12 protein-coding genes are annotated in these 20,731 nt (G+C 38.3%); 3 read left to right on the top strand and 9 right to left on the bottom strand.

Annotated elements, in window-relative coordinates; genetic code table 11:
• Positions 1-2: 2 nt before the first annotated feature.
• Complete coding sequence (porU, locus tag ACXAG7_RS17435; RefSeq protein ID WP_476667617.1) at positions 3-3,401, bottom strand: type IX secretion system sortase PorU; 3,399 nt, start codon at positions 3,399-3,401, stop codon at positions 3-5.
• A gap of 192 nt (positions 3,402-3,593) precedes the next feature.
• Here porU and gldJ point away from each other — a divergent pair, with 192 nt between their 5' ends.
• The 3 genes from gldJ (at position 3,594) to ACXAG7_RS17420 (ending at position 7,391) form a co-directional block, all read left to right on the top strand.
• Positions 3,594-5,306, top strand: coding sequence for a gliding motility lipoprotein GldJ (gene gldJ, locus ACXAG7_RS17430; protein ID WP_408045186.1), 1,713 nt, complete (start codon positions 3,594-3,596; stop codon positions 5,304-5,306).
• A gap of 61 nt (positions 5,307-5,367) precedes the next feature.
• The gene (locus tag ACXAG7_RS17425) at positions 5,368-6,621 is read left to right on the top strand and encodes a UDP-N-acetylmuramoyl-tripeptide--D-alanyl-D-alanine ligase (protein WP_476667616.1); all 1,254 of its coding nucleotides are present in this window, start codon (positions 5,368-5,370) and stop codon (positions 6,619-6,621) included.
• A 32-nt stretch (positions 6,622-6,653) separates the two neighbouring features.
• Complete coding sequence (locus ACXAG7_RS17420; protein ID WP_476667615.1) at positions 6,654-7,391, top strand: tyrosine-protein phosphatase; 738 nt, start codon at positions 6,654-6,656, stop codon at positions 7,389-7,391.
• Positions 7,392-7,441: 50 nt separating this feature from the next.
• Here ACXAG7_RS17420 and ACXAG7_RS17415 read toward each other — a convergent pair whose 3' ends face one another.
• The 8 genes from ACXAG7_RS17415 to ACXAG7_RS17380 form a co-directional block, all read right to left on the bottom strand.
• Positions 7,442-9,817: a GumC family protein gene (locus tag ACXAG7_RS17415; RefSeq protein WP_476667614.1), complete on the bottom strand. Its 2,376-nt coding sequence runs from the start codon at positions 9,815-9,817 to the stop codon at positions 7,442-7,444.
• A 7-nt stretch (positions 9,818-9,824) separates the two neighbouring features.
• Positions 9,825-10,652 carry a polysaccharide biosynthesis/export family protein gene (locus ACXAG7_RS17410; RefSeq protein WP_476667613.1) on the bottom strand — a complete coding sequence of 276 codons (828 nt, stop codon included), beginning with the start codon at positions 10,650-10,652 and terminating at the stop codon, positions 9,825-9,827.
• Positions 10,621-12,525, bottom strand: coding sequence for a polysaccharide biosynthesis protein (locus ACXAG7_RS17405; protein WP_476667612.1), 1,905 nt, complete (start codon positions 12,523-12,525; stop codon positions 10,621-10,623). Before ACXAG7_RS17405 ends, ACXAG7_RS17410 begins: the two co-directional genes overlap by 32 nt.
• A gap of 63 nt (positions 12,526-12,588) precedes the next feature.
• The gene (locus ACXAG7_RS17400) at positions 12,589-13,104 is read right to left on the bottom strand and encodes a DUF2892 domain-containing protein (protein ID WP_408045180.1); all 516 of its coding nucleotides are present in this window, start codon (positions 13,102-13,104) and stop codon (positions 12,589-12,591) included.
• 55 nt (positions 13,105-13,159) lie between these two features.
• Entirely contained in the window at positions 13,160-16,306 is a 3,147-nt protein-coding gene (locus tag ACXAG7_RS17395; protein ID WP_476667611.1) for a cytochrome c biogenesis protein, read from the bottom strand.
• A 138-nt stretch (positions 16,307-16,444) separates the two neighbouring features.
• Positions 16,445-17,323 (bottom strand): archaetidylserine decarboxylase, encoded by an 879-nt coding sequence (gene asd / locus ACXAG7_RS17390; protein ID WP_408045178.1) that lies wholly within the window; start codon positions 17,321-17,323, stop codon positions 16,445-16,447.
• 2 nt (positions 17,324-17,325) lie between these two features.
• Positions 17,326-19,389: a methylmalonyl-CoA mutase gene (scpA, locus tag ACXAG7_RS17385; RefSeq protein WP_408045177.1), complete on the bottom strand. Its 2,064-nt coding sequence runs from the start codon at positions 19,387-19,389 to the stop codon at positions 17,326-17,328.
• Positions 19,382-20,731 carry a methylmalonyl-CoA mutase subunit beta gene (locus ACXAG7_RS17380; RefSeq protein WP_476667610.1) on the bottom strand — a complete coding sequence of 450 codons (1,350 nt, stop codon included), beginning with the start codon at positions 20,729-20,731 and terminating at the stop codon, positions 19,382-19,384. Before ACXAG7_RS17380 ends, scpA begins: the two co-directional genes overlap by 8 nt.

Below are 20,731 nucleotides of genomic sequence, written 5' to 3'. Positions count from 1 at the left end.
ATCTAGAGTATCACGAGTTTCTCGTATTTCTCGGACACTACATTACTCACGGTTGATTTGACACTCAGTTTGTAAATATACACGCCTTTCCCTAGCTTGTTTCCGAAATCATCTCGGCCGTTCCAGGTTACAGAACGCGACAGATTTCCCGTAGTTTGGGTTGGTTGGAGTATTGTTTTAACTAGCTTCCCCGAAACAGTGAAGATTTGTACTCGCACTTCCAATGGTTCATTGGGTTTGTTGTGATTGAACCAAAACTCCGTGTAATTGACAAACGGATTTGGGTAATTCAACACGTTAGAGAGGGTAAGTCCAGCATCGTTTACAACCACAAAGGTTAACGAAGTCTCAGATGAATTATTGTAAGTATCCCAGGCTTTTATTTTTAAATGGTGTTTTCCTTCACTTAAATTGCGAAGTTTATAGGTGACATTCCCCTTGGTAAAGTCATCGAGTTCGGTTTGGTAGTAATCGTTTAAGATAATGGGTTCCGATTCGTTACCGTCCAGTATGGCTACAATATCGTGGTCCACAGCGGTAATGGACGTATTGATTCCACTGATATCGGCTAATTTTAAAACGAGGTTAGGAGAGGCGTTGGTATTTCCGCCCTCAACAAACGATTCGTCGTTCATAAATGCTTGTATTTCTGGTCCTGTTGTATCACTGGGTGCGTTGGGGTTAATCCCACCAACAGTCACGTCGAAATTAGCTCCTCCTTTGTCAATTGCATTGTTGTGGGCATACAAACTGACCTTTCCTTTACCGTAGGCAATGCGGATGTCTTTAGGAACGATGAACTCGAAGTTAAAGCGCCCGTTAGTAACGGAGGCCTTACCACGGAATAATTTGCTTTCCTGAGAATCGAATTGATTGATTACCCCGAAACCGTCGTTATCTAGGGTTTGTTTTATAATTGATTTATCAAAAATAGTCGTGAATAGGGTTCCGTTAAAGTTGTTGAGTGGCGTATTGCTGGCATCGGTAACTACTCCTTCAAATCGGACACGTGACAGCGCTTTCATCGTATCGATGGCCACTGACATGTCTTTCCCGTTCATTTTTGTCAACAGGATATTGGGTTTAGGAATAGCGAGTTCCATAGCTGGGTCTCCGAAGTAAAATATAAAGTACTTTTGATTACTGCTGGTAACGTTTTTTGCTTTGACTAAATTTTGAGCAATGCTTCCGCCATTTCTTTCAAAATCCAGAACAAATTTCACCAATTCTTTATTAAAGCGTTCCCCCGTAGAAATATAGACATCTCGAGTTGTCGTAATCATACTCACGGCTCCACCTCGTGGGTTTCGGAAAAGTTTTTCTCCCGCAGTCGTTCTCAGCGGATTGTCAAATCGAGAAAACTCACAGGTCACTGTGATGAATAAGGGCAGTGTTTGGCTGTTGTTGAGTGCGTCAATTTGTGGGATTTCTAATAATCGTTCATCGGCTAAACCATCTTCTCCTCCATGACCAAAGTAATCAAACACCAGAGTTCCATTCTCGATAGCATTACTCACGGCATTTTTAACCTGAGGATAGCGTTCACCACCCGATGAGTTTTCTTGTTTAAAAGCGTCGGCGTATAATTTGTTTACATTGAAAATAGGCTGATGTTTTCTGATGGAATCTGCGACTTCCTCCAAGCCTGCTTGTAGTGTTTTATCGGCATCTTGGTCAATATCATCAGCGAGTAACGTTACATTTTGTCGCCAGTCTCCAAGCGCCTGTTGACTGTAATAACTCAATATTTTGTCGATAACAACGCGGGCTTCTTGCGGATTATTCACAGGAATTCTTCCAGAGGCTACGTCAATTCCGTCACTGGTAACCATTCCACCATCGGTAGCGTCGAGCATTACATAATAATCATCGGTAACATAAGAGGATACTAAGTCAAAACTTTCCCGAGCGTGAAATGTGGGGACTAAATTGTTATTGTTCGTGAGTCTGTTTTTATAATCGTAAGATGAGTCTCCTAAAAAACAAACGTATTTTAATTTTTTCGAAGTAGAAGAATGGTCATAGAGAAATTTAATAAAATCTCGAATACCGGTAACATCAGGTGAGCCCGATGAAAACTCGCGATAAATTTGATACAATGGAATAACAGCCGTTGCTAAACTAGTATTGTTTCGGTGATGATCCGCTAATCGTTGTCCTTGGGCAAGCAGCGAATTATGGGTGATCACGAGATATTCTATGTTCGACAAGCCGTGTAAATTTTGATTTGGTATTTGCGCTTGCTCTTCTCTGTTGGGACTGTAGGTGTCACTGAGGTTAACTGCCACGTATTCTTTTAAGCTACCACCAGCAGCTGTAAATTGGAAGTTTGTAGCGCTTCCTGTGTTTTGAAGTGCACCGGCGTTGTATGGAGTTGTTACGTCCCAAACGGCAAAAACTTGGCTGCTGTTTTGCAGGCTATAGGCAACGGTTCCTGCTGCAGCCTGGGCTGCGATATTTCTGAAATTAAACTGTCGGGTACCTCCTTCTAGCCGCTTTTTCCCCGTAATTTCTATATAATCCAAATAGGCTTTTGCGGAAGGAAGTCCGTTGTTATTGTAATTTAAGTCTATGCTAATTCGGGAGTTGGTGCTTGCTGCAATGGTCCCTGTTACGGTATTGGCTGAAGCCAGCTGGCTACCAGCAGAAGTAGAGGCTGGAGCAAAAGTTAAGGGCGCAATTGTATTTCCGTTTGCCGAAACGCTCATCGATGAACTCAGAGAAGAAATAGCTACCGCTCTAATTTTGATATTCACCGTGCTTCCTGGAAGTTGATTGGGAAAGTCCAACTCGAATCGCTGTGAGTTTTGAAAACTAAAATCTTCACCAAACCAAGCTCTTCCGACAGCAAAGAGGTTGCGTTCTTCTTTTTCGTAAAAGAGTCGACCGTCGTAATCGGTATAAGAGGCTACTGGAGTTCCGGGTACTACAGGGAGATTTTGAATACGCTTCCCTGGTTGATTTGCCAAGCGTATATAATAATAGGACTTGTCGGAATAAATATTTTGACGGTGTTCTTGAGTCGCGGGGGCAAAATTTAGATTCCAATCGTGAGGCCCCTGGCCGTAAAACAAAATAAAATCATCTGAATCGAAGCGTCCGTCAGCTTCTCCCTGAACATAAATGGCATTTTCCTGTAAATCTTGAGGGCGGGCTTCAGCGAGTCGTTCCGGAAGCATGGCACCACCATTACCGTATATTTGGAGTTGCTGTGGGTTGATGGCATTGACATCGATTCCTAGACCTTGAAGGAAATTGCGGTCAATTTTATAAACGCCTGATTTGGAGATGGAAAATTGATACCAACGACCATCGGCCAGAACAGATCTGGTCTGTGAAAAGCTACTCCAAGAGAATAGCAACAAAAAAATTAAACTTCGAAGCTTCATAATACGTGACAAAATAACGAATTTTAACGTTAGTTATTTTAATCTTTTTATTAGATTCGTCATAATAAAGTATAAAAACTATCGTTTCAACTCTAGCAAATACCGTGTTTTAATTTCGATTGTATTTGAAAATAAAAATGAATTTAGTTGTAAGAAGTGAGAAATATTGTAAATTGCAGCACCCTTAAAAATAGTTAAAAATACATGAAAAGTACGTTAAAATTATTAAGTTTAGTAGCCATCACAGGATTGTTGGTTGCCTCTTGTAGCAGTAGGAGAGGCGGTTCATCATCGCAATCTTCCCTCACTGGATGGAACTTTAATGACCCTAATTACGGAGGTTTTTTAAAGGGGAAGTACAAAGAAGGAAATAATGTTCCTCCTGGTATGGTACATATTGAAGGAGGTACCTTTACCATGGGATTGGTACAGGATGATGTTATGTTTGATTGGAATACCACCCCAAGACAAATGCACGTACGTTCATTTTATATGGATGAAGTTGAGGTAACGAATTCTGAATACGGTTTATTCATGCAATATACCAAAGCAGTTTTCCCACCAGAAGAGCCACAATACAAACACATTTACGCGTCAATTCTTCCAGATACCCTTGTATGGAGAAAAGGATTGGGGAATACCAATTTATTATCAGAAAGTTATTTGCGTCACCCGTCGTATGCTGAGTATCCAGTTGTTGGAGTTAGCTGGCTTCAGGCGAACAAGTTCTGTAAATGGCGTACCAATGCAGTAAACCTAGATATTTTAATGAAGAAAGGGATCATTAAAAATATCTTTAAAGAAGATTCACTCGCTTTCCAAGGAAAAAATAACTTCGATACCGATGCGTATTTAACAAATCCTTACGCCTTATTTGAAGGAGATTCTACAATCTATAAAAAAGGATTGCCTGTACCGCGTAAAAAAGGAGAGCCAAAACCAGTAAAAGGTGCTTTTACCGGAAGACACGTAACTTCTACAGATGGTATTTTATCGCAAAAATTCAGATTACCAACAGAAGTGGAGTGGGAGTACGCTGCAAAAGCAACGTTTGAAAATCGTGAATACAACAATATCCGCGGAAGAAAAAAGTACGCGTGGAACGGAAAGTACACCAGAGATAGAGATAAGAGAAGAAGAGGAGATCAATTAGCGAACTTCAAGCAAGGTAAAGGAAACTATTCAGGTATTGCTGGATGGAGTAGTGATGGTTCGGATATTCCAAATGCCGTTCGCAGTTATCCACCAAATGCTTTCGGATTATACGATATGTCAGGAAACGTAGCAGAATGGGTAGAGGATGTTTACCGTCCAATTATCGATTCAGAGGCGAATGACTTTAATTATTTTAGAGGTAATATCTTTACAAAGAAATTAATTAACGAAGATGGTAAAGTAGTAATCGTTGGAGATGAGTTAGGAGAAATAGAATACGATACTCTTGAAAATGGGCGTATCATTCCTAAAGACTTACCAGGTAGTGTAAAGTACATTCCAATTACGAAAGAAGATACCTACATGCGTAGAAATTATAACTTGGCAGATAACTCTAGTTTAGGAGACGGTGATCAAGCTTCTTCTAAGTTCTACGAGTTAGACAAGGACCAATTAACAGGGAAGCCAAGAATGTATAATTCACCTACAAAGCCTGAAGCTGAAAAAGATTCTTTAGGTCGTGTAATTAATAATTACAAGTACGACGATAAGAAGAGAACTACTTTGATTAGTGATCAGTCACGTGTGTTTAAGGGAGGTTCTTGGGCCGATAGAGAATATTGGTTAGATCCAGCACAGAGAAGATATTTCCCAGAGTATATGTCGACGAACTACATTGGATTCCGATGTGCGACCGACAAGATGGGACCAATGATGATGAACAAGCGTAAAACTGCTACGCCTCGTTATCAAAATAAATAAGAATACACTTAAAGAGTTATAAAAACCCCATTATTAAATGGGGTTTTTTTATTTTTACAATATGAAGATAGAACAACTTTATGAGCTGTATAAGCAGTCGTATACGGTGAGTACCGATACTCGTAACATTGCTCCAAAGAGTGTGTTTTTTGCCTTAAAAGGAGCTAATTTTAACGGAAATAAATTTGCTTTAGAAGCCTTGGAAAAAGGGGCTAGTTATGCCGTTGTAGATGAGGAAGCATATGCCAATCATCCGAACATAGTATTCGTCAAGGATGTCTTGCTATGTTTACAGCAACTTGCCAATTATCACAGAGAGCAATTGGCGATTCCGATTATTGGTTTGACCGGAAGTAATGGAAAAACGACTTCGAAAGAGTTGATGCATGCAGTTTTAAAGCAGCGCTATAGAGTAGGAGCTACGAAAGGGAATTTGAACAATCATATAGGGGTGCCCTTAACCCTGCTCCAATTTACACCTGAGTTAGAAATAGGGATTGTAGAGATGGGGGCAAATCACCATAAGGAAATTGAATTGTTAGCGTCTATTGCGGCTCCTGATTATGGATTTATAACCAATTTCGGGAAAGCGCATTTGGAGGGCTTTGGATCCGAAGAAGGTGTGGTTGAAGCGAAGTCGGAACTCTATGAGTTTTTGAGAGCTCATCAGCGAAAGGTAATCGTAAATCCTGCTGACCAAAAACAATTGGATCGCACAGAAGGCATGGATCGTATCATGTTTGAGGACAGCGTTGAGTACAAAGGCGCGAATCCGTTTGTGACTATAGGTTTCGACGGTGTAAGCTTTGAAACAAAATTAATAGGAGCTTATAATTTTACCAATATTGCGGCTGCGATTACTTTAGGAACAATTTTTGATGTTTCACCTAAGGATATTATCGCAGGCATTCAAGGATATATTCCTGAAAACAATCGTTCGCAGGTGATCCAAAAAGGAACTAATACCATTGTATTGGATGCCTACAATGCCAATCCTACCAGTATGGAGTCCGCATTGAAAAGTTTTGCGCAATTAGAAGCGGAACGAAAGGTGGTAGTGCTAGGCGATATGTTTGAGTTGGGAGCTCAGAGTGCGGAAGAGCATCAGGCTATAGCAACACTGGCAGCTAGTTTGCAGTTCGATCAAGCCTTTTTGGTAGGGGCTCATTTTTCAGAGGTCGATACAGACTTGGAGCAATTGAAGAATTTTGAAGAATTAGAAACTGTATTGACTACCCAAAAAATCGAACGTACGACCTTGTTAATAAAGGGGTCGAGAGGAATGGCTCTGGAACGTGTTTTAGAGCTTGTTTAAATCAATAAAACCTTATTATAATAATTAGTGTTATGTTTTTTCTAAAAAAGAAAGAAATCCCGTTAAATGAAGTTTTTGATGTGGAATTTGTAGATATCCATTCACACTTACTTCCGGGAATTGACGATGGTGCGAAAGACATGGATCATTCCATTGCATTGATAGAAAAAATGATCTCTTACGGGATTACAAAGTTTATCACAACACCACACGTTTTGGGTGATGTATATCCAAATTCTACGGCGCTTATTCAGGAAAAGGCTGAGGAAGTGAGAATAGAATTGAAGAAAAGGGGTATAGAAGGAATCTCATTTCGAGCTGCTGCGGAATACATGATGGATGAACAGTTTGTCGAACGTCTGAAGCAAAAAGATTTACTGACCTTGAAAGACAATAAAATCTTGGTTGAGATGTCTTATTTTAATGCGCCTTATAATTTGTTTGATATCTTATTTGAAATACAGTTACAGGGATTTAAACCTGTATTAGCACATCCAGAGCGCTATAATTTTTACCATCGGGATTTCCAAATGTATTACAAACTGAAAAAAGCGGGTTGTTTATTTCAGTTAAACTTGTTGTCTTTAACGGAACAATATGGGAAAGGGGTGCAGAAAACTGCGCAACAGCTATTAAAAGAGAATTTGTATGACTTTGTCGGTACTGATACCCATCACAACAATCACTTGAAACTATTGCAGAAAATAGGGGATAAAAAGACGGTTAAACAAATTGAACATTTGATAAAAAACAATGCCTCATTTCAATAAAAAAAAGAAGCTAATTCAAAAATTAGCTTCTTTTTTTTATTGTGATTGTTTTACGATCTATCGAATAGTTTTTTATACCATGGTGTACCAATTTCATCGGCAACACCGTATCCGTATCCGTAACCGTATCCATAGCCATAACCGTAACCGCGTTTTAAATCGGTATCGTTTAATATGATCGCGAGGTTCGGTAGCTTTTTGTCGTTGTACAAGGTTTGAGGTACAATTAACATACGCTTATCTAAATAATTTGCACGAGTAACGTAGAGTACTAAATCTGAATATTTAGAAATTAACAAAGTATCTGTTACCAAATTCACAGGAGCGGTATCAATAATAACGTAATCGTATTGACGTTTGAGTTCTTCAAACATCTCTTTGATCTTATTGGTCATTAATAATTCTGCTGGATTTGGTGGTATGGCACCAGAAGCGATGATGTCAAGTTTTGGGATTTCAGGGATACTAAACTTTAAAGAATCTAACGTGATTTCATCATTGGTAATAAAATTAGTGATTCCTTTTCTATCAGGAATTTCTAGGTACTCGGTAATTTTAGGAGCACGTAAATCCAATCCAACTAATACTACACTTTTACCAGATAAAGATAAGGAGGCTGCTAAGTTAATAGAAGTAAATGATTTCCCTTCTCCGCTGGTAGTCGAGGTAACAAATATAGTTTTACCTAAATTATCATCTGCATTGGACAGCATAAAGTCCAAGTTGGTACGAATTAAACGGAAAGCTTCAGCCGTACTTGACCTAGCGCCCGCATTAATGACAATTTTTTCTTTAGTTTCGGAGTGAGGTACATCTCCTAAAAATGGAATTGTAGTTAATTCTTCAATATCACGTTTGGTATGGACTTTAGTATCTAATAAGTCTTTTAGGTAGATTATAATTAATGGAAGAATAATACCCATAAAAAAAGTACCAAGAATGATAATATTTTTCTTAGGACTTACAGGGATATTAGAGCTATAAGCTGTATCTATAATTTTAGCATTAGGAACTGCTGTTACTGTTAATGAAATTGCGGTTTCTTCCTTCTTCTTTAACAGGTATGAATACAATTTAGCAATAATTTCTTGTTGACGTGCAATGTCTAAAAATTTTCTTTCTTTCGTAGGAATAGAAGAAATTTTATTTGAAAATCGTTGAAATTCATTATTTAAATTGGCTACTGTTATTTTTAAAAGCTTTTCACGGTTGACAAAACTACGTTTTAATGATTGTTTCAATTCATTAATATTTTCATCTAACTCAATGACTAAGGTGTTTTTTTCTCCTGCGCTTTTTAAGAGCGTCTGCTTTTTGAGCAACAATTTATTGTATTCAAATATTGACTTAGAGATATTAGGGTCTTTGAGTCCTAAATTTGTAGGTAATAAATCATCATTCAGATTGATCTCATCCCTTAACGCTTTTACTAAGTTGAGCTCTGTTCCCGCTTCAATTAGTTTTTCTCTGTTCAGAGAACTACTGGTTAGCATAAGTTTAGATTCAGATTCAATATCAGTAATGTTATTCTCATCCTTAAATTCTTTCACATGGTCGTCTAAAATAGCGAGCTCTTTAGCAACGTTTTCTAATCGTTCAGTGATGAAAGCACTAGTTCGCTGTGAAACTTTTTTCTTGTCGTTTATAGCGTCAAAATTGTATTGGGTTACTAACTCGTTTAAAAAATCCTCTGCTTTTTGCGTAATTGCAGATTGTATTCCAAGTTTCAGAACACTCGATTTTTTATTAATAGGGTAAATGGAAAGAGCTTTTCTATAAGAATCAATTACTTTGTTAATCGGACGGATTACAATTTTGTAGTTTTTGTTAATATTGGAATCATTGAAGTAAGGTGTTTTTTCAACAATTATCGAACCTAGCTGTGATGATTTGATTACAGAACCGTATGACACTGCAGGAAATTCCTCTCCAAGCTCACTAATGAGTACAAAGTCATCCTTTGATTTTATTTTAATATTAACTATGGTGTCTAAATCAAAACGATTGTTATCAATACTTATGTGGATCGGAGTTTTAAGGTATATATCAGTGTTTTTAAATCTGCCTTCATCAAAGTATGTTGTTGTCAGGTTGAGTTTTTTAATTACATCGGCAATAATTTTTCTAGATTTTAAAATTTCTATTTCATTATCAATATTTTTTCCAGAGCCACCAACAATTCCTAAATCTTCAAACGCAGCGAGTTCTTCTGAAAGCCCTCCTTTCTTATCGTTTTTGATTAAAATCGTGGCGGTTGCTTGGTACTTTGGTGTTGCATAACGGAGGTAAAGGAATCCTCCTAATAATGAAATTAAAATTCCAAGTACAAACCATTTCCAATGAATTAAGTATTTTTCAACTTCAGCTCTAATGCTGATAGTGTCATTGTCTTTTATAGTATGGGATGCAATTTGTTTTTTATCCATGATAACTTTATCTTGTTAATACAGAAATTAAGGCTACTAATACTGAACCGATAGAAATAAATAGTCCGGTGTTTTGGTTGTATGATGCAGATTGAGAAGCTGCCCTATTAGGCATCACGTAAACGATGTCATTTTGCTGTAAATAATAGGCAGGAGACGTAAACAATGTGTTAGATCGCAAGTCAATCTCGTAAGTTTTAATTTGACCTAATTCTTCGCGTTTAACTTGAATGGTTCTGATACCAGAGATATTTAAATCACCGGCTAAACCCACTGCTTGAAGTACAGTGATTCTTTCATTAGGAATCGTGTATGTACCAGGTGTCTTAACATCTCCAAGAACAGTTATTGAAAAATTTGTTATTTTTATGATGATCGTTGGATTTTTCACGTAATCAGGGTCTAATTTCTTTGTGAGTAGATCGATAACTTCTTGTCTAGTAAGTCCTCCAACTTTTAAACGACCTAGTATAGGGAATTCAATATGACCTTCGTTGTCAACTAAATATAGCTGTTGCCTTGGAGTACCAACTACATTGTTTGTATTGGTGTCGTATGCTACAGCTGGTAAATTGAAAGGCATAGCAGCTTCCAAATTAATAGCAGACACTGTTATCTGTAGTAAATCATCTGGCTTGAAGACAGTTTTATAACTATTCGAAAATTTTGCATGATCGATTTTATCTTTTTGAAAGTATACAATGTCCTTTTTAGGAACACATGACGAAAGAATTGCTATTAACAGGAATAAAACAATTTTTTTAACTTTTTGCATTTGTTGTAATTTTTGCGAAAGTAGTGATTTAATATTTGATTTTGGTGTCCAATTTCTCATAAACGGAATTGTTAGAAATATATTCTGGTACAATCTCTTTTATGAGTTGAACTGAATCGTTAGCCGTTGAATTTGAGTTTTGACGGCATAAGAATTCGATTTTCTTTTTTATTTCTGAATGATTGATATCTTGATTTTTGGCAATCATGATTTTTTCGTGATAGGTAGGGGTTGTATTTTCCCCATTAGCAAGTAACTCTTCATAAAGTTTTTCTCCTGGGCGTAAACCAGTGATTAAAATATCAATATCTTCCGGGTATCGAAGTCCAGAGAGATTAATCATTCTCTTTGCAATATCGAATATTTTAACAGATTCCCCCATATCAAATATGTAAATTTCTCCACCATTCCCCATGGTTCCTGCTTCCAAAACTAATCGACAAGCTTCAGGTATGGTCATAAAATAGCGCGTAATGTCTCTGTGAGTTACGGTCAATGGACCTCCATTTTCAATTTGTTTTTTGAATAAAGGAATGACAGAGCCATTTGAACCGAGTACGTTACCAAATCTTGTTGTGGTAAATTTAGTAGAGTGTTCAGTTAAATTACTCAGGCAACTAATGTACATTTCAGCTACTCGTTTTGTTGCCCCCATTACATTGGTTGGGTTTACAGCTTTATCTGTAGAAACCATAACGAAACGTTCTACGGAATGTTTTATTGCGAGATCTGCAATATTTTTCGTTCCTCTAATATTGATTTTAATAGCCTCATAAGGACTTAATTCCATTAATGGAACATGTTTATAGGCTGCAGCATGGAAAACTTTGTGAGGCTTGAAGGTACTGAAAATGTTATCCATTCGGTGTACATCTCTAACATCAGCAACTATTGCGGTAAAGTTCTTTCGGTTTTTTTGAAATAATTCTTGCTGTAAATCATAAAGAGGAGATTCAGCCTGGTCAACTAAAATTAATTGTTGACAATTGTATTCACTTAGCTGTCTTGATATTTCTGATCCAATAGATCCGGCTGCACCTGTGACCAACACTACTTTTTTATCAACATCTCGTTTGACTATCGGGTTGTCTATAGAAATGGGCTTACGATTTAGTAAGTCTTCTATTCGTACCTGTTTTATTTGATTGGCTTCAAAGTCTCCATCAATCCATTTGGTTAATGGTGGGACGATTTTGATACTGACTCCGAGTTCGAAAAGTTTATCGGTTAAAACAAGTAATTTATCCGATTTAATATTTTGAATAGAAATGATGATTTCATCAATTTCTTTCTTTTTAATAAAGTCAAGATTGATTGATTCTCGATCGTATATTTTAATGCGATTTATTTTTTTACCAATCTTTTTATTATTGTCATCGATAAATCCTACTACCTGGTAGTTGTTTTTGGTGTCTCTATTGAGTGCTCCATAGGTGATCATTCCTGAGTCACCAGCGCCGTAAATTAATACATTGGTTATCTCATCCAAATCTGATGAAATAATTTCAAAGAAAGCTTTGAAAATATACCTGCTGATTACTAAAACTAATACAGATATAAGATAATGGATGATGACGATTGACTTTGGTATGGTAAAGTTAGGTATCAGTTCAAATGTAGAGTTAAACAGGACAAAACTTATAACCATCATAGACAACAAGGTGACTCCCACAAAAACGTTGAAGGCATCTCTCGTTCCAGTGTGTCTAATGATTCCCCTGTATGATCCAACGGTTAAAAAACTGATAAAGGCTAAGGATGCTACAAATGGTATTTGTATGTATAAATCCTGAACATTAAAATTTAGGGATGCATTAAAACGAACTGTATACGCTAATATGAAAGAAATGCATACCAAAACAACATCAATTCCTAATACAACCCACTTTGAAGCGTATTTGTCTATTAATTTTAAAAAAAGAGATCTAATCATTTATTTAGGCCTAACTGTGTAAATGTACAAATTAAATTGGATAAGGGGTTGCAGTGTAGGGGGTTATATTTTTTTTAGTTGCTGTTTCATCATTTGCATTTGTTCTTTTAACATTCCGTGTTTGTCTAGTTTTTTAGCTTCATTCATAAGCGTAGTTGCTTCTCGTTTTCTGCGCTTGGTCATAGCGATACCCGCTAATTGAAGCTTTGCCATGGCTAAATCGTGGTCCATTGCTAATCCGAGTTTGATAGCCTTTTTTAAAAATTTCTCCGCTTTGGTGATATTGGTTTGAGAAAGCATAATTCCGTGAAGGTAATTATAATAACCTTCCTGTTTCTGAATCAATGCCGCACTAGGGTTTTTAATGCGGTTTAACCACTGCTGAGCACCTTCAAAATCCTGACTTCTCAACTTGATAAAAGCCATTAAGATGAATTCATTCTTAAAATAAAAGAATACGAAAATCCCCGCCAATAAAAGCAAGGCGATCCCATTTCCTATTTCTCCTTGGCTAAATTGGTAAATGGCATATCCCGTTATTAAGGCCGCAATGGCCAGTTTTATATTTTTATGAAACATAGTTACAATTCTTTTTTGTTAAAGCGCAAAAGTACGTTTTTTATGAAACTTCATTTTATTTCTTGTAAAATTTTTGATGCTTATACCAAGCAGCAATTCCTACTATAATTACAAACCCTATCGAATAATATACAGATGAAGGCGTAATTACCCTATCTCCACTTGCATAAGAATGCAATCCTGACAAGTAGAAGTTTACTCCGAAGAAGGTAAACATGATGGCGTAAAAACCGATAATTGACCACAAGTTAAAGGTGTAACGCGATCGTAATCCGGGAATTAAGCGCATGTGTAGTATAAAGGCGTAAACCATAATCGAGACCAGTGCCCATGTTTCTTTAGGATCCCAACCCCAATAGCGCCCCCAACTTTCGTTGGCCCACATTCCACCTAAAAAGTTTCCTATGGTCAACATCACTAGCCCAACGGTCATAGCCATTTCGTTGATGACAGTAAGTTCTTTAATTCGTTCTTCCATTGTTTTGCGATTAGCTTTGGTAGTTGCTATGATTAAGAACATGGCAAATACCCCTAAAATCATGGCCATCGCAAAGGGTCCGTAGCTCGCTACAATAACCGAAACGTGTACGTACATCCACCATGAGTTTAATACAGGAACTAGGTTGGCAATTTCTGGATCTAACCAGTTTTGGTGAGCAAATCCTAAAATGATCGCGGTTAGGAAGGTGGTTGCTGTAATGGTTAAAGACGACTTTCTTCCAATTACCAATGCGAAAAACATGGTGGCTAAGCCGACAAATATGACGGCTTCATAGGCATTACCCCAAGGAGCATTCCCACTGATGTACCAACGTGCACCCAACCCTAAAGCGTGTACGGTTGTTATTGCCATAACGAGATAGATCATTATTTTAACGGCTTTATTAACCCACTTTTTGTTGGATAAAATTTGGAAGAACACCAATAAAAACAACAAGGCACTTACCACAGCATATACTTTCGATAGATTGACGAAAATATTTGATTTGTTATAAGCAATTTCTAAATCGATTTTCTCTTGCGAAGGCATTACTTCCGATCCGTGCTTGCGTTGGAATCTTTTGATCCCGTCTAGCATTTTGTTAGTTTCAGTATAGTCTCCCGATTTTTTTGAAGCTTGCAATAATTGTAAGTATACCGGTAATGACTGACGAACAAAAACCGAATCAGTTCCTTTAAAATTAGCTTGAGCAGTTTCAGGTTGTGAAACCCATTTGTTGTTTTCATCATTAGGAATTGGGAATATGCGAAGCATACCTCCCCCCAAAGCTTGTGATAACAACCAAACGCGCTTTTCAATTTTAATAACGTCCTTTTCGAATTTGTTTTGAATTTTTTTCTTTTGAGCCTCTATGACGAGTTTGTCAAGTTTCCTCGCTCCAGTAGGGGTGTAAAAGTCTATGAATCGAGCGTATTTTGCATCTTTATCAACACCGAGGACTTCACGAATTTGTGTATTCCCTCTTTCTAGATAGATAAAGGGAACATTTAGCCAAAACATCGGGTTTTCTGTGATCGATAAGAATACTTGGCTAGGGTCCATGCCTCTGAATTTTTCTCCCTGCGACACCTTTCTTACAAGTTCGGAAGCAAAGGTATGAGCAGGCTTCATCCTTCCTCCTGCATCTTGAATAACAAGGGTGCTGAAAAGATCGGAATGTTCCTTACTCACAGTATTGGCTTTAAAAATAGAGTCTATTTGAGCTTCTGTTAGTGCTTTTGGAGCATGCGTGCTTCCGTGTTGTGCAAAAGTCAACGTTGAAAAGACTACTAATAATAGGGTTAAAGCACTTTTTTTCTTTTCTATTTTAGCAAGCGCCTTTTTGAGGTGGTCAAATCGAGTACCTTTCACAAACAGACCGGCAAGCAAACCGAAAAATAACATGAAATATCCTATATAGGTAATCCAAGTACCCCAAAAATCGTGGTTTACAGAAAGGTGAGTTTGTTCGTGCTCTCCTTCAATTTTATAACTCGATTGGAAAAACTTGTAGCCTTGGTAATCTAAAATATGATTCATGAAAATACGGAAATCAAAGGTTTCTTCAGGACTGATAACGGTGATCTCACTTGCAAAGGCAGAAGCACTTTCAGATCCTGGATATTTTTCTAATTGGAAATCGTTGAGCTTAATTTTAAATGGTGTTTGTAGTTGCTTAGACCCGTACCAGGCTCTAAAGTTTAGCTCACCGATGCTAAAATTTTCTTGATTGTCAACATTGAATTGCCCTCCGTAAAAAGTAACGCGTTTTGTCTCGCCGTTGGCGGTGATGTCAAAAACGACAGTATCGTATTTTGTCTTGTCTTTTTTACCTCTCAAGGTTTGCATACCTCCTTTTTCAGGTGTTTTAGGAACTACAAACTGCAATCCACCTACGTTGTGCAGGGTTAGGTATTGAAAATGGTGTAAACTGTCTTTTACAATGGCTCCCTTCTTTTGGTCAGCCATTCTAAACCAATCACCATCGCTTTTAGCTTTTAATTTTAAACTTCCGTTATCGTATTTGAAGTTGATATTTGCATTGTCTTCTGGAGCATCAAACCCGACTAGTATATTGTGAATGTTTTCGATGGTTCCTCTTTTAATGTAGTGTTCATGTCGTGATCCAGAGGAACTTTCCACCAAAAAGAGATGTTCAACACCATTGTCATCGACTACGAATTTGCGTTCTGACCACGGAATGTAGTTTACGAGTTTGAAGTCAATAGTATGGGCTTTGTCTTCAGGTGTCGGTTGGAATACTTCGTTAAAAGTAACCTCATTGGTACCCCACGCAGATAATAGTAGTTTGTTCGCCGTCGCTTTTTGAAATTTACTATTATCAATAATCACGTTCAAGTAGTTCGTGTCTGAGTAAAAAGTGTCAGTAGCCTCTCCTTCATCAATAATCATGATTCCTTCATAACTGATGTACCTAGTGATTCCTGCACCAATTAAGATGAAAAGGAAGGCAATGTGAAATAGAAATACAGCCCACTTTTCTTTTTTATAGAGGCGGTATCTAAAAATATTTCCGAAAAAGTTAATTACAAAGAATATCATGATAACTTCAAACCACCAGGTGTTGTAAACGAGGGCTTTAGAAGTTTGAGTTCCGTAGTCATTTTCAATAAACGTTGCAATCCCCATTGCAGCAGCGTATACCAAAAATAAAACGGCCATCAGTTTTGTTGAGTAGAGTATATTTAGGATTTTTTTCATCGGTAAATTTGATAAGAATAAAACTTTGCAAATTTACGCATTAAAGCTTTAATGACCTGATGAATCGTTTCTTAATTTGTTATTAAAACTGATTATAAAAAATGGGTAGTAGGGAGTAGAGAAGTGAAAAAAAGAGCGCTATTTTCCAATGCGCTCTCCCATTTTTATAAAGGTTTCCATTCCGTTGGCAGTATTGTTGAGTAAATCTTCGTCGATGGTAATTTGACCTTCTTCGAAAAGCATGACAACCGTTGACCCCCCGAAGGCAAAATAGCCCATTTCATCTCCTTTGTTTACCGGTTGATCAGCAGTGTAAGTACTGATAATGCTTCCTACCATGGTAGCTCCTACAGGAAGTAATAGTATCGTACCTTTATCCGGTGTGTGTAAGCTGCATATTTCGCGTTTGTTTTCACAAAATACACGTGTAAAGTTACTCGCTAAAGCATAAGGAGATACCGAGAGGTAATTCCCTTTGATTAAGGTACTCTTGCTGGGTAGTCCGGCATACGGAAAGTGATAACGGTGATAATCGTTGGGAGCTAATCGCAAAATAAGCATGCTTCCTTTTTCGTATTTACTAGCTAGTTGAGCGTCCCCTAAAAATTCGCTTACCGTGAATTTCCTACCTTTTACGAAGAAATTATGTACCTGTGCTACAGATTGAAAAGCTAAGAGCTTTCCGTCTCCAGGAGAAACGACATCCGAACCGATAGGACGAGCGCCGGGTTTTAGTTTTCTGTAAAAGAAATCGTTAAAAGAGGTGAATTCTTCTAGTTTTTTTGCAGCTTCAGATAAATCAATACCTAATTGTTGGACAAAAGAAGGAATTTTTTTTACAGAAGATGGTTTGTCCATCATAGTACCATAGATACTCGTAATGAGTTTTCGTTTCACCAACGGTAGCAATGTTAGCTTTCCGATAGGGTTTTCGTAAATAAATTTTAAAAAGCCTTCTCCAGGAGGTGTTTCCTGTTCTGTCTTTCCTGTGGTTCTATTGATAAATTGAATGTTCATAGTTATTCGTCTTCACTGCTTTCGATTAGTATTTCAAGCATATCTATGGCAGCTTGTGCAATTTTTGTTCCTGGTCCAAAGACTCCTACTGCTCCGGCTTCAAAAAGGTAGTCGTAGTCTTGTGCAGGGATTACACCACCTACGATGACCATGATGTCTTCACGACCGTATTTTTTTAGTTCGGCGATTACTTGAGGCACGAGCGTTTTGTGACCAGCGGCCAGCGAAGAAATTCCAAGTATATGAACGTCGTTTTCGATGGCTTGTTTGGTGGCTTCTTGTGGAGTTTGGAACAGCGGTCCTATATCCACGTCAAAACCGAGATCAGCATATCCGGTAGCAACTACTTTGGCCCCGCGATCGTGACCGTCCTGTCCGAGTTTGGCAATCATAATTCGAGGACGTCGTCCTTCAATTTCTGCAAATTCATCGGCGAGTAGTGATGCTTTTTGGAATAGGGCATCGTCTTTGATTTCTTTACTATACACTCCTGATATGGTTTTGTGAACGGCTTTGTGTCGTCCGAATTCACGTTCTAAGGCATCTGAGATTTCACCGAGTGTCGCTCGTTGTCGAGCTGCTTTTACGGCTAAATCAAGTAAGTTTCCGTTTCCGGTTTTTGCACACTGTTCTAATTCAGCCAGTGCCGCTTTTACCGTTTCTGGATTGCGTTCCTCTTTTAGAGTGTTAAGGCGTTCAATTTGCGATTGGCGAACGGCTTGATTATCTACTTCTAAAATATGTAAGGGATCTTCCTGTTCAAGTTGGTATTTGTTAACACCGACAATGACGTCCTGTGCACTGTCAATTTTGGCTTGTTTGATGGCTGCTGCCTCTTCAATTCGCATTTTAGGAATTCCCTTTTCAATGGCTTTGGTCATTCCTCCAAGGTTTTCTACCTCTTGAATCAATTCCCAAGCTCTTGCTGCGATTTCCTCTGTTTTTTGTTCTACGTGATAGCTTCCAGCCCAAGGGTCTACCGTTTTGGTAATATGCGTTTCCTGCTGTAAGTAAATTTGCGTGTTTCTCGCAATTCTCGCAGAAAAGTCTGTAGGTAAGGCAATGGCTTCGTCTAAGGCATTGGTGTGCAGGCTTTGCGTACCTCCAAAAGCCGCCGCCATGGCCTCTATAGTGGTTCTGGCCACATTGTTAAATGGATCTTGTTCTGTTAAACTCCATCCACTTGTTTGACTGTGTGTTCTTAAAGCAAGTGATTTTGGGTTTTTTGGGTTGAATTGCTTTACAATTTTAGCCCAGAGCATTCTTCCAGCTCTCATTTTGGCAATTTCTGTAAAGTGGTTCATTCCAATCGCCCAGAAAAAAGACAGTCGAGGTGCAAAGCTATCGATGTCCATTCCGGCCTCAATTCCCTTTCGGATGTATTCAAGTCCATCCGCTAAGGTGTAAGCTAATTCAATCTCAGGAGTGGCACCCGCTTCTTGCATGTGGTAACCCGAAATAGAGATTGAATTGAATTTAGGCATGTTCTGACTCGTGTATTTGAAAATGTCAGCAATAATTTTCATAGAAGGAGTCGGAGGGTAGATGTAGGTGTTACGTACCATAAATTCTTTGAGGATGTCATTTTGAATCGTCCCCGAAAGTAAATGCTGTGCAACGCCTTGTTCTTCTGCTGCAATGATATAGAATGCGAGAATGGGTAAAACAGCACCATTCATCGTCATGGAAACAGACATTTTATCCAGTGGAATCTGATCGAACAGTACTTTCATGTCCTCTACAGAATCAATGGCTACTCCTGCTTTTCCAACATCACCCTGAACGCGTTCGTGGTCGGAGTCGTACCCTCTGTGAGTGGCTAAATCGAAAGCTACCGACAGTCCTTTTTGTCCTGCGGCCAAGTTTCTTCTGTAAAAAGCGTTACTCTCTTCTGCAGTCGAAAAACCGGCGTACTGTCGAATGGTCCAAGGCCTTCTCACGTACATAGTAGAGTAGGGGCCTCGTAAATTAGGTGCAATTCCGGCTACAAAATCTTCGTGTAATAGGCTCGTCGTTTCTGTTACCTGATTTTTAATGGTGAAATTGGAAAAGTCTTTTCTACTCATTTTCTAAGCGTTTTTGTTCTAGTTTTTCTGCTAGGCGTTTAGGTAATATCGGCTGTAATAAGGTTTTTTCTTTGCGTTCTTTTAAAAACGGTGATTTTTGAAGTTCTCCTTTCATCCGATCGTTGTCATTTTGGATTTTGTTAGTACCCAAAAGTACCAGCTCTCCGCGGTCAAAATCTGCTTGTTCACGCTGTGCTGACTCGTTTATTTTACGTTGAATAGTACCTTCTTTTAATTGTTTAAGAAGGCCTCCTCCTTTTTCTATTTGTTTAAATATTTCCAGTGCTTTTTGTACGAGCTGTTGTGTGAGTGCTTCGATATAATAGACTCCGTTTGCGATGGTATGAGGTGTTTCCATTTCGCATTCTTCTTTGAGAATCAACAGTTGGTTTCTCGAAATGCGATCACCAAACTCATTTGCTTCGTGAAACAAATCGTCATAGGGAATGTTGGCCACAGTGTTCGCTCCACCGAGCACAGCACTCATGCTTTCCGAAGTGCTTCTCAGCATATTTACGTTGTAATCGTACAAGGTTTTATTTCGCGTGCTTGGCTCTGCAAAAATATGGGCGGCCTTCGTTGTTGGGAGGTCTAAAAAACTCATAAGTTCTGCCAGTAAAACTCGGAAGGCTCTCAATTTGGCAATTTCAAAAAAGTAGTTGGAACCAACGGCAAAGCGAAAGTGTAGGTTAGGGACACAATTGGGCCCTAATTGTGCGATGTATTCGTGCGTATGTGCAAGCGCATAGGCGAGTTGTTGACTGCAGTTAGCCCCTGCATTCTGATACGTACTGGCATCTACGAGTAGTGAATTTTGAATCGTTGACAGCTTGTTTAAGAGTGCTGTATCCGCTTTGTAGTTACGGTGCCAGTTCCCTGTTTTTACAAGCGTACCTATAGGGTCTATATTGAAAAAGATCGTAGCCTGTTTTACGGACTCTCGAATGTGATTGACAAGTTCCTCATTCGGTGTATTCAATCGAAAATAGAAGTGTGTGTGTTTAACATCTATTTCTTTGAGCAATATCACAGGGTCTATGCTTTTTACACAGATAAACTCAATGGCATCGGCTCCTCTTTGTAGTGCGTCTTTGGCCTTTTGGTTCGCTGAAACTTCGTTGTCAACCTGTATTTTTTGACAAATATTGAAATTGGAAGATGGTAGCTTTATGTCAAAGCTAGCGCGGTCTTCTTTGGTGTAAAAAGGTTTTACTCGAATTCCTTCGTTGTTGTCCCACAATAAGGTTTCATTGTAATCGGCGCCTTTGAGGTCTACTTGGATTTTATTTTTCCAGGCCTGTGGGCTTACTTTTTCAAATTCGTCAAATAAATAATTATCCAT

The sequence above is a fragment of the Tenacibaculum sp. AWR4_210 genome (assembly GCF_056160945.1).
This window is presented reverse-complemented; position numbering and strand designations above follow the sequence as displayed.

What these genes read in the sequence shown, in the direction of transcription:
- gldJ (WP_408045186.1), top strand. Translation starts at nt 3,594, where the DNA reads ATGAAAAGTACGTTAAAATTATTAAGTTTAGTAGCCATCACAGGATTG.
- ACXAG7_RS17425 (WP_476667616.1), top strand. Translation starts at nt 5,368, where the DNA reads ATGAAGATAGAACAACTTTATGAGCTGTATAAGCAGTCGTATACGGTG.
- ACXAG7_RS17420 (WP_476667615.1), top strand. Translation starts at nt 6,654, where the DNA reads ATGTTTTTTCTAAAAAAGAAAGAAATCCCGTTAAATGAAGTTTTTGAT.
- ACXAG7_RS17415 (WP_476667614.1), bottom strand. Translation starts at nt 9,817, where the DNA reads ATGGATAAAAAACAAATTGCATCCCATACTATAAAAGACAATGACACT.
- ACXAG7_RS17410 (WP_476667613.1), bottom strand. Translation starts at nt 10,652, where the DNA reads ATGAGAAATTGGACACCAAAATCAAATATTAAATCACTACTTTCGCAA.
- ACXAG7_RS17405 (WP_476667612.1), bottom strand. Translation starts at nt 12,525, where the DNA reads ATGATTAGATCTCTTTTTTTAAAATTAATAGACAAATACGCTTCAAAG.
- ACXAG7_RS17400 (WP_408045180.1), bottom strand. Translation starts at nt 13,104, where the DNA reads ATGTTTCATAAAAATATAAAACTGGCCATTGCGGCCTTAATAACGGGA.
- ACXAG7_RS17395 (WP_476667611.1), bottom strand. Translation starts at nt 16,306, where the DNA reads ATGAAAAAAATCCTAAATATACTCTACTCAACAAAACTGATGGCCGTT.
- asd (WP_408045178.1), bottom strand. Translation starts at nt 17,323, where the DNA reads ATGAACATTCAATTTATCAATAGAACCACAGGAAAGACAGAACAGGAA.
- scpA (WP_408045177.1), bottom strand. Translation starts at nt 19,389, where the DNA reads ATGAGTAGAAAAGACTTTTCCAATTTCACCATTAAAAATCAGGTAACA.
- ACXAG7_RS17380 (WP_476667610.1), bottom strand. Translation starts at nt 20,731, where the DNA reads ATGGATAATTATTTATTTGACGAATTTGAAAAAGTAAGCCCACAGGCC.